We start from the raw sequence: 13,525 nt of genomic DNA, 5'->3' as shown, positions 1-13,525 counted from the left end.
TTCGACATGACTGCAGCAGGCGAACACGCACCGGCGCGGAAAATCACGGTCTTTGGCCGCGAATTCACCATGCCGCGCTCGCGCGCTCTCAGAATCGTCATCGGTGTCGTTCTGATCCTGGGCGGCATCCTCGGCTTCCTGCCTATCCTGGGCTTCTGGATGATTCCGATCGGATTGCTGGTGCTTTCCTATGAATTTGCGCTGGTGCGCCGCCATCGGCGCCGGTTGGTCGTGTGGTGGGAGCGCCGGCGCCGGCCGGATTGACCTGGCAGGCACAGCTTTCCTGACCCGCTGCGGATATATTGAAGGCTTCGCCCGGAATCGAACCGGGGTGCAAGGATTTGCAGTCCTGCACAACGCTGCCACCAGGAGCGAGGTTGCGTGAGCAGTAGGCGCCTGTTGCCTCGACGCGGAAAGCGTCGGGAATGATGTGCGAGCGCTTGACGACTTTCTGCCGCCAACATATTGAGTCCGCTCGGAACGCCGGGAGCAACGAGGCCTCGTGGCGGAGTGGTTACGCAGAGGACTGCAAATCCTTGCACCCCGGTTCGATTCCGGGCGAGGCCTCCAGTTGCCTGGGCTCCCTTGGGAGCAGGGGTTCCGATCGAATGAGCCGCGGTCCTGGCGCGGCAAGCGCATTGGTTTTGGGCGCATTGGTTTGGGCGGATTGGTTGGAACATGGGCGCTGATTTTTCCGAACGACGCGTGAAGATGGTCGACGGCCAGGTCCGCACCACGGACGTGACCAGCGCGCCGCTGCTCGATGCCATGCTTGCCGTGCCGCGCGAGGCCTTTGTCGGCGCGGACCAGCGCGATCTCGCCTATGTCGACGCAGACATCCGCATTTCCGACGGTGCCAGTGGCGGCGCGCGCTACCTGATGGAGCCTTCACCACTCGCCAAGCTGCTGCAGCTGGCCGAGATCGGCGCCAGCGAGTCGGTGCTCGATGTCGGCTGCGGCACCGGCTATTCGTCGGCCCTGCTATCGCGGCTCGCACGCTCCGTGGTTGCGCTGGAAAGCGATCCGGCGCTGGCGGAAGCCGCCGGGTCGACGCTGTCGGCGCTGGGCTGCGACAATGTGGCGGTGGTCACCGCGCCGTTGGCGCAAGGTCATGCCGCCAAAGCACCGTACGACGTGATCTTCGTCGGCGGCAGTGTCGAGGACGTGCCGGCCTCGCTGTTTGACCAGCTTTCCGAGGGCGGGCGTCTTGTCGCAGTCGAGGGACAGGGCAATTCGGGTGTAGCCCGGTTATTTTTCAAAACCGGGGGGGGTGTAACCGGAAGACGGGCCTTTAATGCGGCAATTAAGCCACTACCCGGATTTGAACGTATTCATGCGTTTGAATTCTGAGCGGTTTTGCCTTGCAGCGAAGGCGATGTCATGATCGCTTGCATTTGAACAATCGTTGCTGATTTGCATAACCGGGTATTTTGGGGGCAGTCAGCGGGGGAACGATAAAAACGCGGCGCCAGTTGATCGGAAAGAGAGGCTGGTGTGGCGCAGTTCCCATGCAAAACGAATGAGGGATATCACGTGCCGTCCGTACGCAAGAGTGTTTTAGCCGCCATCCTGGTTTCCGCGACCGCGCTTACGCCGCTGGCTGCCTCCGCCGAAACCATCACCGGCGCGCTTGCCAAGGCCTACCAGAACAATTCGCAACTGAACTCCAGCCGTGCCGGCGTCCGCGTCACCGACGAGGGCGTGGCCATCGCCAAGTCAGGCTGGCGCCCGACAGTCGTCGGTTCGGGTGATATTGACTACTCCAGCAGTCATATCAACGGTACGAACAGCAGCGCCCGCCTGACCACCGGCAATTTCGGCGTGCAGATCAATCAGACACTGTTTGACGGTTTCCAGACAAGGAACAATGTCGCGGCCGCCGAGGCGCAGGTTCGCGCTTCGGTCGAAAGCCTGCGCAACACCGAAGAGAACACCCTGTTCAATGCGGCAAGCGCCTATATGGATGTGATCCGCGACCGCCAGGTGGCGGTGCTGACCGAGCAGAACCTGCAGTTCCTGACCGAGCAGGCGCGCGCGGCGCGCTCGCGCTTCGAGGTCGGCGAGGGCACGCGCACCGATGTCGCCCAGGCCGATGCCTCGCGTTCTTCGGCGGTGGCGCAGTTGAGTGCTGCCCGCGCGCAGGCGCTGGCCAGTGCCGCGACCTACCACCAGATCGTCGGCGACGAACCGGGCAAGCTCAAGGCGGCCTCGCCACTGGCGAGGCTTTTGCCGTCGAGCCTTGAGGCGGCGATCACGATTGCGTCCGCCGAGCATCCGGCCATCCTCGCCACCCAGCATCTGGTCGATGCGGCGGCGTTTTCGGTCAAGTCGCAGGAAGGCGCGCTGCTGCCGCAGCTTTCCGCTAATGCCGGCGTTTCCAGCGCCTATCGCAACACCTCTCCCGGCGGCTCCCTACAGGACGGTACCACCAATTCGGCCAGCATCGGCGCGACGCTCACCATACCGATCTACTCGGGCGGTCGTACGTCCGCGCTGGTTCGCCAATCGAAGGAATCGCTCGGTCAGGCCCGCATCGAAGTCGATGTCAACCGCGACCAGGTGCGCCAGGCCGTGACCTCGGCATGGACGCAATACATCGCCGCGCAGCAGAGCGTCGCCGCCAACAGGGAGGTGATCGCCGCCGCGCAACTGGCGCTGAACGGCGTCATCGAGGAGCGTAACGTTGGCCAGCGCACCACGCTCGACGTGCTGAACGCGCAGAACGCGGTGATCAGCGCCAAGATCAACCTTGCCAGCTCCGAGCACGACGTGGTGGTGGCGAGCTACGCCATTCTTTCCGCAATCGGCCGCCTGTCGGTCGAGCGGCTTGCGCTGAATGTGGTGAAGTACAAGCCGGAAGAACATTACAACGCCGTCAAGGACAAGTGGATCGGCCTGCGTACCCCGGACGGCCGCTGACGCCACCACAGCCTGGATTTAAAGGAGCGCCGCGTGTCCATGGATGCGCGGCGCTTTTTCATTGTTGAGCCCCTGCTCGACTCGCGGTCCTTCCAGTTGGGCGCTTGAGCTAATCTGTTGAAATCCAACATCTCCCCAGATTGGGGATTCTCGGATGACGATCCGTCGGCTACCCTGTGGCCATGATTCGAATCCGGCCTTGCCGGAACGGAAATCGAGAATAGGTCACAAAGGCGGCGGATGTGACGATGGCAACGGCAAGCAGCGCTCAGCGCGAACCTTCCATGGAAGAAATACTGGCTTCCATCAGAAGGATCATCGAAGACAGCGACACCGGCCGCAAGCAGCCCGGTGATGCCGGCGAGTTGCGACAGGATCTCCAGCCTGCGCCAGCGGCGCCGCCGGCGCCGGAAGTGGATGCGTTCCGAGCCGAGCTGCGCGCCGAAGCAGAGACCAGGAAGCCGGTTTCGCTGGCTGAGGTGCAGGCGCAGCTGGCGGCAGAGCCGGTCATAGCCCGCATGGAAACGGCCCGCATGGAAACGAAGGTGCGCCCGGAGGTGGCTCCGCCGGTCACGCCAAAGGCGCCCACGACGCTTGCCGAAGTGAGCGCCAGCATCGCCGGCGAGCCGGGTTCGGACGAGCCGGCGCCTGCCGCCGAAACCAGCGATGCCATCGTAGCCGACTGGCGGCGCGAAATTGCGGCCGTGGGCGAAACGGCGAAGGTTGCGGGTACGGCCAGACCGGACAAGGTCGAGGCGCGGACGTTTGATGCCGCACCGGAGGTCGAGATCGCCGAAGACGAACTCGCAGATGAACCTTTTTTCGAACCTGCCGGTTCCAGTGGCGGCATGGCCCGCCAGCCCGATGCCGTTGCCGCCCGTCCGGCGATCCTTTCCGAACATGCGGGCCGGCAGGTTGCCGCCGCCTTCGGCGAACTTTCCGATGCCTTTGCCAGCCGCAGCAAGAAGACCTTCGACGAGATGGCCGAGGACATGCTGCGGCCGATGCTGCAGGACTGGCTGGACAACAACCTGCCGACGCTGGTCGAGCGGCTGGTGCGCGAGGAAATCGAGCGCGTAGCGCGCGGCGCGCAATAGCGTTATAGGCCGATCCCCGGATCAAGGCGCCGCCCTCGGGCGGTGTTTTTTTGAGGCTTCTCAGCGATCGATCGATTGAGACGATGGCATCGAAAAGCCGCGCCGACGACGATGCTGACGATTGCGGGACGCAGTCAGATCGTCTTCGCGAGTTGCCTTGAGTTGCTCCGCCACTATCTATTGGTCGTCGCCGTCTGTCAGTTGCCCGCGGTTGACTTGCCAACTGCCTTCCGATTTACACCGGACCCAGCAAATCCCGACAGCCCGGACCTCTTTCCATGCTTGAAAAAACCTACGACGCCAAAACCGTCGAGCCGAAGATCGCCAAAATCTGGGAAGAGGCCGACGCCTTTCGCGCCGGCGCAGGCGCGGAGGAGGGGGCGGAGGCGTTCACCATCGTCATCCCGCCGCCGAACGTCACCGGCTCGCTGCATATGGGCCACGCGCTCAACAACACGCTGCAGGACATATTGGTGCGCTTCGAGCGCATGCGCGGCAAGAACGTGCTGTGGCAGCCCGGCATGGACCATGCCGGCATCGCCACGCAGATGGTGGTCGAGCGCCAGCTGATGGAAAAGCAGATCCACCGCCGCGATCTTTCGCGCGAGGACTTCATCGAGAAGGTTTGGGAGTGGAAGGCCGAATCCGGTGGCGCGATCTTCAACCAGCTGAAGCGGCTCGGCGCCTCTGCCGACTGGTCGCGAGAGCGCTTCACCATGGACGAGGGCCTGTCCAAGGCGGTGCTCGAAGTGTTCGTGACGCTCTACAAGGAAGGGCTGATCTACAAGGACAAGCGCCTTGTGAATTGGGATCCGAAGCTGCTTACGGCGATTTCCGACCTCGAAGTCGAGCAGCAGGAGGTCAACGGCAACCTCTGGCATTTCCGCTATCCGATCGAGGGCGTGGCCTTCGATCCGGAAAACCCGAAGACCTTCATCACCGTGGCGACGACACGCCCGGAGACCATGCTTGGCGACACGGCGGTGGCAGTACATCCGGACGACGAGCGCTTCCGGCATCTGGTCGGCAAGAACGTCGTGCTGCCGATCGTGGGGAGAAAAATCCCTGTGGTGGCGGACGAGTATTCCGATCCGGAAAAGGGTTCGGGCGCGGTCAAGATCACGCCGGCGCATGATTTCAACGACTTCGAGGTCGGCAAGCGCCATAAGCTGCCGGCGATCAACATCCTGACCGCCGACGCGGCTGTTACGCTCAAGGACAATGAGGATTTCCTCGCTGGCCTCGACGTGACGCCGGAGCGCCAGGCCGTCTGGGACGAACTCGACGGCCTTGACCGTTTCGTCGCGCGCAAGAAGGTCGTCGAACTGATGGAGGCCGGCGGCTTCCTCGACAAGATCGAGCCGCACCGCCACACCGTGCCGCATGGCGACCGCGGCGGCGTGCCGATCGAGCCGTTCCTGACCGAGCAGTGGTATACAAACGCTGCCGAACTGGCCAAGCCGGCGATCGCTTCGGTGCGCGAGGGGCGGACCAATTTCGTGCCCAAGAACTGGGAGAAGACCTATTTCGACTGGATGGAGAACATCCAGCCCTGGTGCATTTCGCGCCAGCTGTGGTGGGGCCATCAGATCCCAGCCTGGTACGGGCCGGACGGGCGCGTCTTCGTCGAGAAGACCGAGGAGGAAGCGCTCGCCGCGGCCATCGAATATTATCTGGCGCTGGAAGGGCCGTGGAAGGCCTGGGTCGAGGACAAGCTCGAGAACTTCAAGCCTGGCGAGATCCTGACCCGCGACGAGGATGTGCTCGACACCTGGTTTTCCTCGGCGCTGTGGCCGTTCTCGACGCTCGGCTGGCCCGATCAGACGCCGGAGCTCAAAACCTACTACCAGACCGATGTACTGGTCACCGGCTTCGACATCATCTTCTTCTGGGTCGCCCGGATGATGATGATGGGCCTGCATTTCATGGACGAGGAGCCGTTCCACACCGTCTATGTGCATGCGCTGGTGCGCGACAAGAACGGGCAGAAGATGTCGAAGTCGAAAGGCAACGTCATCGATCCGCTTGACCTCATCGACGAGTATGGCGCCGATGCGCTGCGCTTCACCTTGACGGTGATGGCGGCGCAAGGCCGCGACGTGAAGCTCGATCCGGCCCGCATTGCCGGCTACCGCAACTTCGGCACCAAGCTGTGGAACGCGACCCGCTTTGCCGAGATGAACGAGGTCGCGCGCAATGACGAATTCTGGCTGAACGACGCCAAGCTGGCGGTCAACCGCTGGATCCTGACCGAGCTGACGCGTGCCGCGCGTGAGGTCACCGACGGCATCGCCTCATACCGCTTCAACGAGGCGGCGGGCGCTGCCTATCGTTTCGTCTGGAACCTGTTCTGCGACTGGTACCTGGAACTGCTGAAGCCGGTGTTCATGGGCACGGACGAGGCCGCCAAGGCCGAGAGCCGGGCCTGCGTCGCCTTCGTGCTCGACGAGATCTACAAGCTCCTGCATCCGATGATGCCGTTCATGACCGAGGAACTGTGGGCCGAGACCGCGGGCGAGGGCAAGGAACGCGCTTCGTTGCTTTGCCACGCCGCCTGGCCGTCGCCGGACTTCGAGGATGCGGCGGCCGCCGCCGACATCAACTGGCTGGTCGATCTCGTCTCGGGCATCCGCTCTGTGCGTTCGGAGATGAATGTGCCGCCGGCAGCGGTCGCGCCGCTGGTGGTGGTCGGCGCCAGCGAGGAAACGCACCAGAGGCTCGACCGCCATGCCTCCGCCATCCAGCGGCTGGCACGGGTCGGTGACATTTCGCTGCAAGATGCCGCCCCCAAGGGCTCGGCGCAGATCGTGCTCAACGAGGCGACGATCTGCCTGCCGCTTGGCAACCTGATCGACCTGACCGCCGAGGCGGCGCGGCTGCAGAAGGAACTGGCCAAGGTGACCGAGGAGATCGCCCGCCTGCACAAGAAGCTGTCCAACGACAGATTCGTTGCCAGTGCGCCGGCCGAGATCGTGGAAGCGGAGCGTGAAAAGCTCACAGAATATCGCGAGGCGCAGGAGAAGCTTTCGGTGGCCCTCGCTCGCGTCCGCGATGCCGGCTGAGCGGCAGATTCGTGACCTGCCGGAACGGCCTTGGCCGGCCGTTCCGCTGCCTTAAAAACAAACATTCCGCTACGTTAATGTTGACGTAAACGGAATGTTTTAGCCCCATTGTTGCCATAATGTAACAATGGGGCCAAATACCCGCAAAACCAGCTGTTTTTGGGTCTTTTGGGGCCGATTTTCCAAATTTTTTCGACCGATTTGCGTCGATGAGGCCATTTTAAGCCCGTGCCGTAACGTCCATCACTTTGTCGAAAATGCGTTTGGCAAGGGTGTACATGTACGCCCTGCGAATTCGTTGTTGCGCCGTTAACCCGAATTGGTTCTAGCTTGGTGCACCAGTATTTTCGGGGAGGAATTTATGAATTATTTGCGTCTCAAAGCACTGCTGGGGGCAGGGTGCTTTTCGATGGCTTTGATGGGGGCGGCGATGCACCCGGCACATGCGGGTGGCTTGGAGCGCGGCGGCTACGACATCGATCTTTTGTTTGATCCGGCTCCGTTCGCTTCAGAAGCCGAAGCAACCTATGTGATGCCCGACCGCAAGTACAAGAATGCGCGCGGTCCAGGGGGGGCCGACCTCGGCTTCGGCACCACGGCCGACGGAGCCGAGAATTATTGGGTGCCGCGCATCGGCGCCAAGGCCCAGATCGTTCAGGGGGTCGACTGCATGGTCGACTATTCGCAACCTTGGGGTGCGCATACAGCGCCCGGCATCTGGAACGGTGCGTTTTCCAATATGGAAACCGACATCAAAAGCGATAACTACGCGGCGACCTGCTCCTACAAAATGGATGCGGGCAAAGGTCAGCTCCGCTTTATCGGCGGTGTTTTCTATCAGAAGGTCTACGGCTTCAAGGAAAGCTTGGTGTCACCATTGGTGCCCGATTTCGGCGGCACGGGCCGCGTCGATCTGTCGACCACCGGCTGGGGCTGGCGCGCCGGTATCGCCTACGAAATCCCCGACATCGCATTGCGTGCTAGCCTCGTCTACAATTCGAAGGTCAAGCTCGACAACCTCTCAGGTACGCTCGATTTGACGAACGTCGGCGGGGTCGTTCTTCCGATCTACGGCTCAACGCAGTACATGCCGGATGTGGTGGAATTGAAGTTGCAGTCTGGCATCGCGCCAGGCTGGCTCGCTTTCGGCGCGATCAAATGGGTTAACTGGAGCGTTCTGCAAAGTGTTCCGATCTGTCCTGTAGGTGTTCCTTCGGCGCTCTGTTTTACTGGTGACGCCGCATCTGGTTCGCAACAGGTTACCTCGCTAGACCTGATGTATCGAGACGGTTGGACGGTTTCGGGCGGCGTCGGCCACAAGTTCAACGATCAATGGAGCGCCGCCGGTCAGCTTACCTGGGATCGCGGGACCTCGCATGGCTATGGTTCGCAGAGCGATACCTGGACGATTGGCGGCGGCGTCGCCTACACGCCGAAGCCGAGCATCGAATTTCGAGTGGCTGGCGCGATCGGCGTCATGACCAGTGGGCATTCCGGTACCTTGGCCGGTGAGAACGGCTACGTTGCTGGTTTGGACAACAGCTACGATTTCGGTAACGACCTTGTCACGGCGATTTCTGGCGGCCTTAAGGTCAAGTTCTAAGCCTCTGAAAATTCAAATAAAAGGCCGGGCAGCGCCCGGCCTTTTTCGCGTGGATTGACGCCGTCCGCCCATAGCGGCGGGGCTCTGCGTTGCATGAAGGCCGCACCCCCTTGGTCTTCCGCGATTGTGACGTTTTAGCAACACTTTATGAACAACCCCCACGCTACAGTTCCGGTCGGAGGCATTGCCTATTTCCCGCCATAAACCCGGCGCACCTCGAATATGTCTCGGGACACGCGCCAAAAGGCTCGGCGATGGGGCAGGCCGCACCGCCCGCGGCAAGGACGAGTATGGACGCCAAGGTAATCTCCAAGGCCAAGCTTCCCAGTCGCCACGTGACCGTCGGTCCGGAGCGTGCGCCGCATCGTTCCTATCTCTATGCGATGGGACTGTCGGCGGCCGAGATCGCGCAGCCTCTGGTCGGCGTCGCGTCTTGCTGGAACGAGGCGGCGCCCTGCAACATCTCGCTGATGCGCCAGGCGCAGGTGGTCAAGAAGGGCGTGGCGGCAGGCAACGGCACGCCGCGCGAATTCTGCACCATCACTGTCACCGACGGCATCGCCATGGGCCACCAGGGCATGAAATCGTCGCTGGTGTCGCGCGAGGTCATCGCCGACTCCGTCGAACTCACCATGCGCGGCCATTGCTATGATGCACTGGTTGGGCTGGCAGGCTGCGACAAGTCGCTGCCCGGCATGATGATGGCCATGGTGCGGCTCAACGTGCCGTCTATCTTCATCTATGGCGGCTCGATCCTGCCCGGCAGCTACCGCGGCCGGCAGATCACCGTGCAGGACGTGTTCGAGGCCGTCGGCCAGCATTCGGTCGGCTCAATCAGCGACGCCGAACTGCTCGAGATCGAACAGGCTGCCTGTCCTTCGGCCGGCTCCTGCGGCGCGCAGTTCACCGCCAACACCATGGCCACCGTCGCCGAGGCGATCGGGCTGGCGCTGCCCTATTCCTGCGGCGCGCCGGCGCCCTACGAGATGCGCGATCGCTTCAATTTCGCCTCCGGCGAAAAGATCGTGGAGCTGATCGCCAAAAACATCCGGCCGCGCGACATCGTCACGCTGAAGGCGCTGGAGAACGCGGCGACGGTGGTGTCTGCCACCGGCGGTTCGACCAATGCGGCGCTACACCTGCCGGCGATCGCGCATGAGGCCGGGATCAAGTTCGACCTCTTCGACGTCGCCGCGATCTTCGAGAAGACGCCTTACATCGCCGACCTCAAGCCGGGCGGCAAATATGTCGCCAAGGACATGTTCGAGGCCGGCGGCATTCCGCTCTTGATGAAGACGCTGCTCGACCACGGCTATCTGCATGGCGATTGCCTGACGGTGACTGGCCGCACTTTGGCCGAAAATATGCAGCATGTTGCCTGGAATGACAGCCAGGATGTGGTCCGTCCCGCCAACCGGCCAATCACCCAGACGGGCGGTGTTGTGGGCTTGAAGGGCAACCTTGCCCCCGAAGGCGCGATCGTGAAGGTCGCGGGCATGTCGGAACTGAAATTCTCGGGTCCGGCGCGTTGCTTCGATTCGGAAGAGGAGTGCTTCGAAGCGGTCACGCAGCGCAACTACAAGGAAGGCGAGGTTCTCGTCATCCGCTACGAGGGGCCGCGCGGCGGTCCGGGCATGCGCGAGATGCTGTCGACGACGGCGGCTCTCTACGGCCAGGGCATGGGCGGCAAGGTGGCCCTGATCACCGACGGACGCTTTTCGGGCGCGACGCGTGGCTTCTGCATCGGCCATGTCGGGCCGGAAGCGGCCGTGGGCGGACCGATCGGGTTGCTGAAGGACGGCGACGTGATCTCGATCGATGCGGTCAACGGCACGATCGAGGTCGATCTGTCCGATGCGGAACTGGAGACGAGGGCGAAGAGTTGGAAGGCGCGCACGACCGACTATCAGTCGGGCGCGATCTGGAAGTATGCGCAGACGGTTGGGTCGGCTCGCGACGGCGCGGTCACCCATCCCGGCGGTGCGAAAGAAACACATTGCTATGCGGATATCTGAGGTGTTGAGGTCGTCTGTCTTTTCGGCACTGGTCGCGGTAGCGACCTTTGGCGCCGTGGGCCAGGCCATGGCCTTCGACGACAAGGTGTTCGACGACAAGACCGGCGTGAAGCCGCAATCCAGCCCATGGGCGGTGTTCCAGTTCGGCTTCTCCGCCTACAAGAGCGGCCACAAGGAGCAGGCGGTCGAGGCCTATAAATATGCCGCCGAGAACGGCCAGATTGGCGCCACCTGGAAGCTCGCACGCATGTATGCCGAGGGCGACGGCGTGACGCGCGACGACTATGCGGCCTTCAAGTTCTTCTCAGAGATCGTCGACCAGGATGTCGAGCCGGGCTCGCCCGAGGAAAGCTACGTGTCGGACGCCTTGGTGGCATTGGGCGACTATTTGCGAAAAGGCATTCCCGGCAGCCCGGTCGAGGAAAACGAAGTGGCGGCGCAGGAATATTACATGCGCGCGGCCGCCAATTACCGCAATCCGAACGCCCAGTTCGAGATGGGCCAGATGTTCCTGAAAGGCGAGGGCGGCGTCAAGGCAAGCGTCAAGCAGGCCGGACGCTGGTTCCAGCTCGCCGCCGAAAAAGGCCATGCCGGCGCCCAGGCGACGCTCGGCAACCTTCTGTTCCAGAGCGGCAAGATCGTGCGTGGGCTGGCGATGATGACGGCCGCGCTTGAACGCGCGGCACCGGCCGACCAGCCCTGGATCCGCAACATGCAGGAAGAGGCGTTTGCCGCTGCCGGCGAGGCCGACCGCCGCACGGCCATCTCGCTGGCCGACGACATCCTCACCAAGGGCGGCGGCAACCAGTAAGCGGGCTGCCGCTGGTCCAGGACGTCCACTTCTCACTCGCTGGAAATCAGTTCTGTGTCGGCTCCGCCGGCACCCGGCCTGGCGCCGGTGTCGAGATCGACGTCGGGTGCACCGGCGGCGGCTTGGTTGCCGGGCAATCATCGTGGATCTTGGTCCACGAGGTGTTGTTGAGCACCATCTCGCAGCGGGCGAGGTGGCTCTCGTCACCCAGTGTCAGGCAGGCGACCTGACCAACCTGGAATGATTTGCCGTTGGCAAGGCATTCCTGCGCGGCGAGCACCGGCGTGGCTGTCGCCATCGCAAGCGTGGCACTTGCCAGCACGAGCCGGCAGGCGATCGGGCAGAGATCGGATCGGATGGTCATGGAACCCCGGCCACCATGATGATTTCGCATCAAACGCGCGATTTGTGGCGATATGAGGTCCGCTCGGGCTGTGCTGGCGGGCGCCCGGCCGGGCCGCTCAGGCCGGCTGCAGCGCCAGGTCGATCGCCACCGGCACATGGTCGGATGGCTTTTCCCAGGCGCGGACGTGTTTTTCGATCGAGGCCGAGGAAAAGCGATTGGCGGCTTCGGGCGACAGGAGCAGATGGTCGATCCGGATGCCGTTGTTCTTCTGCCAGGCGCCGGCCTGATAATCCCAGAAGGTGTAGACATCAGCATTGTCGGTGACGGTGCGCACCGCTTCGGTGAAGCCGAGGTTCTTCAGCCGACGGAAGGCCTGCCGGGTCTCGGGCTGGAACAGTGCGTCGCCCAGCCAGTTTTCCGGGAATTTTGCGTCGATCGGCTCAGGGATGACGTTGTAGTCTCCGGCCAGCACCAGCGCCTCTTCCAGCAAAAGCCGCTGCTCGGCCCAGCGTTCCAGCCGCGCCATCCAGGACAGCTTGTAGGGAAACTTCTTCTCGTCATCGACCGGGTTGCCGTTCGGCAGATAGAGCGAGGCAACGCGCAAGGCGCCCTGGTCAGTCGAGAACACACCTTCGATGAAACGCGCCTGCTCGTCCGCATCGTCGCCCGGCAGGCCTCTGATGACCTCGTCGAAACGCAGCTTCGACAGGATGGCGACGCCGTTAAAACCCTTCTGGCCATGGGTCTCGACATTGTAGCCCAGCGCCTCGATCTCGGCGCGCGGGAACTGTTCGTCGACCGTCTTGATCTCCTGCAGGCAGACGATGTCGGGCGCGCTTTCCGTGAGCCAATGGGTGAGGTTGCCGATGCGGGCGCGAACGCCGTTGATGTTCCAGGTGACGATTTTCATGGCAGCCTCAGGAATCCGGCGGAAGACGTTCGACGAGGCCGATCGTATTGCCTGCCGGATCCTTTAGAAAGGCCATCCATTCGCTTTCCCCTGCCGGCCCGAACTGGCCCTCCGTGTCGCGATGGACAAGTGACGGCGGCGCGGTGAAAGGAATGCCTGATGCTTTTGCCTCGGCGTGAAAGGCTTCGAGGTCCGCTATGTCGAGATAGACGATCCCCGCCGGCACGCCGTCGGTGAAAAACAGCCGCACGTCGCCGGCCATGATGAAGGCGATGCCGGGTGGATCGTAGCGGGCGTGAACGCGCATGCCGAGCACGTCGCGCCAGAAGGCGAGCGTGGTGTCGAGATCGCGCCCGGCCGAGAGCGCGACCTGACGGACCGCGCCGATGGCAGGCATCGCGATTGTCGCTAGACTGAGAAGCTGGTGCCGCAGCCGCAGGAGGCGACCGCGTTCGGGTTCCTGATCTGGAACGACTGGCCCATCAGGTCGTCGACGAAATCGATCACCGAGCCGCCCATATAGACCAGCGACAGGTCGTCGATTAGCACGGTGGCGCCGTCCTTCTCGATGGCGACGTCGTCGTCGTTGCGCGTGCCGACCAGATCGAACTTGTAGGAGAATCCCGAGCAGCCGCCGCCTTCGACGGAAACGCGCAGCGCCGTCTTGCCGGCTTCGCCAGAGACGATTTTCACGATCCGCTTGGCGGCGGACTCGGTCATCTCGACTTTCATGGCAGTCTTGGCATCAGCGCCCATAGGCGT

General features: G+C 62.8%; 12 protein-coding genes and 1 tRNA gene. 9 read left to right on the top strand and 4 right to left on the bottom strand.

Annotated features, from left to right (window positions below):
* Nucleotides 1–6: 6 nt before the first annotated feature.
* The 9 genes from A6B35_RS21300 (at nucleotide 7) to A6B35_RS21260 (ending at nucleotide 11,507) form a co-directional block, all read left to right on the top strand.
* The gene (locus A6B35_RS21300) at nucleotides 7–264 is read left to right on the top strand and encodes a PGPGW domain-containing protein (protein WP_006203446.1); all 258 of its coding nucleotides are present in this window, start codon (nucleotides 7–9) and stop codon (nucleotides 262–264) included.
* Between the two features lie 232 nt (nucleotides 265–496).
* A tRNA-Cys gene (locus A6B35_RS21295) sits at nucleotides 497–570 on the top strand.
* A 108-nt stretch (nucleotides 571–678) separates the two neighbouring features.
* The gene (locus A6B35_RS21290) at nucleotides 679–1,350 is read left to right on the top strand and encodes a protein-L-isoaspartate O-methyltransferase family protein (RefSeq protein ID WP_006203447.1); all 672 of its coding nucleotides are present in this window, start codon (nucleotides 679–681) and stop codon (nucleotides 1,348–1,350) included.
* 183 nt (nucleotides 1,351–1,533) lie between these two features.
* Nucleotides 1,534–2,919, top strand: coding sequence for a TolC family outer membrane protein (locus A6B35_RS21285; protein ID WP_006203448.1), 1,386 nt, complete (start codon nucleotides 1,534–1,536; stop codon nucleotides 2,917–2,919).
* 248 nt (nucleotides 2,920–3,167) lie between these two features.
* Nucleotides 3,168–4,016: a PopZ family protein gene (locus A6B35_RS21280; protein ID WP_040583102.1), complete on the top strand. Its 849-nt coding sequence runs from the start codon at nucleotides 3,168–3,170 to the stop codon at nucleotides 4,014–4,016.
* Nucleotides 4,017–4,294: 278 nt separating this feature from the next.
* A complete protein-coding gene (locus tag A6B35_RS21275; protein ID WP_006203450.1) occupies nucleotides 4,295–7,078 on the top strand; it encodes a valine--tRNA ligase in 2,784 nt (927 codons plus the stop codon).
* 361 nt (nucleotides 7,079–7,439) lie between these two features.
* Nucleotides 7,440–8,681 carry an OmpP1/FadL family transporter gene (locus A6B35_RS21270; protein WP_006203451.1) on the top strand — a complete coding sequence of 414 codons (1,242 nt, stop codon included), beginning with the start codon at nucleotides 7,440–7,442 and terminating at the stop codon, nucleotides 8,679–8,681.
* Between the two features lie 290 nt (nucleotides 8,682–8,971).
* Nucleotides 8,972–10,696, top strand: coding sequence for a dihydroxy-acid dehydratase (gene ilvD, locus A6B35_RS21265; RefSeq protein ID WP_006203452.1), 1,725 nt, complete (start codon nucleotides 8,972–8,974; stop codon nucleotides 10,694–10,696).
* Complete coding sequence (locus A6B35_RS21260) at nucleotides 10,683–11,507, top strand: tetratricopeptide repeat protein (protein ID WP_040583104.1); 825 nt, start codon at nucleotides 10,683–10,685, stop codon at nucleotides 11,505–11,507. The genes ilvD and A6B35_RS21260 overlap by 14 nt, the downstream gene beginning before the upstream one ends.
* Nucleotides 11,508–11,553: 46 nt before the next feature.
* Here A6B35_RS21260 and A6B35_RS21255 read toward each other — a convergent pair whose 3' ends face one another.
* The 4 genes from A6B35_RS21255 to erpA all read right to left on the bottom strand — a co-directional run bounded on the left by A6B35_RS21255 (nucleotide 11,554) and on the right by erpA (nucleotide 13,519).
* Nucleotides 11,554–11,871 (bottom strand): hypothetical protein, encoded by a 318-nt coding sequence (locus A6B35_RS21255; RefSeq protein ID WP_006203454.1) that lies wholly within the window; start codon nucleotides 11,869–11,871, stop codon nucleotides 11,554–11,556.
* A gap of 97 nt (nucleotides 11,872–11,968) precedes the next feature.
* On the bottom strand, nucleotides 11,969–12,763 hold the full coding sequence (gene xth, locus A6B35_RS21250; RefSeq protein ID WP_006203455.1) for an exodeoxyribonuclease III: 795 nt from the start codon (nucleotides 12,761–12,763) through the stop codon (nucleotides 11,969–11,971).
* Between the two features lie 7 nt (nucleotides 12,764–12,770).
* Complete coding sequence (locus tag A6B35_RS21245; RefSeq protein ID WP_006203456.1) at nucleotides 12,771–13,160, bottom strand: VOC family protein; 390 nt, start codon at nucleotides 13,158–13,160, stop codon at nucleotides 12,771–12,773.
* A gap of 11 nt (nucleotides 13,161–13,171) precedes the next feature.
* A complete protein-coding gene (gene erpA / locus A6B35_RS21240; protein WP_040583106.1) occupies nucleotides 13,172–13,519 on the bottom strand; it encodes an iron-sulfur cluster insertion protein ErpA in 348 nt (115 codons plus the stop codon).
* Nucleotides 13,520–13,525: the final 6 nt, after the last annotated feature.

Origin of the sequence: Mesorhizobium amorphae CCNWGS0123 (assembly GCF_001686985.1) — a bacterium.
Taxonomy (GTDB): Bacteria; Pseudomonadota; Alphaproteobacteria; order Rhizobiales; family Rhizobiaceae; genus Mesorhizobium; species Mesorhizobium amorphae.
The sequence above is the reverse complement of the archived record's forward strand: the minus strand, read 5'-3'. Positions and strand labels throughout refer to the sequence as shown.

Bases quoted from the DNA above. Each gene is read 5' to 3' on its own strand.
- A6B35_RS21290 (WP_006203447.1), top strand. From the start codon at position 679: ATGGGCGCTGATTTTTCCGAACGACGCGTGAAGATGGTCGACGGCCAG.
- xth (WP_006203455.1), bottom strand. From the start codon at position 12,763: ATGAAAATCGTCACCTGGAACATCAACGGCGTTCGCGCCCGCATCGGC.
- erpA (WP_040583106.1), bottom strand. From the start codon at position 13,519: ATGGGCGCTGATGCCAAGACTGCCATGAAAGTCGAGATGACCGAGTCC.
- ilvD (WP_006203452.1), top strand. From the start codon at position 8,972: ATGGACGCCAAGGTAATCTCCAAGGCCAAGCTTCCCAGTCGCCACGTG.
- A6B35_RS21245 (WP_006203456.1), bottom strand. From the start codon at position 13,160: ATGCCTGCCATCGGCGCGGTCCGTCAGGTCGCGCTCTCGGCCGGGCGC.
- A6B35_RS21255 (WP_006203454.1), bottom strand. From the start codon at position 11,871: ATGACCATCCGATCCGATCTCTGCCCGATCGCCTGCCGGCTCGTGCTG.
- A6B35_RS21270 (WP_006203451.1), top strand. From the start codon at position 7,440: ATGAATTATTTGCGTCTCAAAGCACTGCTGGGGGCAGGGTGCTTTTCG.
- A6B35_RS21280 (WP_040583102.1), top strand. From the start codon at position 3,168: ATGGCAACGGCAAGCAGCGCTCAGCGCGAACCTTCCATGGAAGAAATA.
- A6B35_RS21300 (WP_006203446.1), top strand. From the start codon at position 7: ATGACTGCAGCAGGCGAACACGCACCGGCGCGGAAAATCACGGTCTTT.
- A6B35_RS21260 (WP_040583104.1), top strand. From the start codon at position 10,683: ATGCGGATATCTGAGGTGTTGAGGTCGTCTGTCTTTTCGGCACTGGTC.
- A6B35_RS21275 (WP_006203450.1), top strand. From the start codon at position 4,295: ATGCTTGAAAAAACCTACGACGCCAAAACCGTCGAGCCGAAGATCGCC.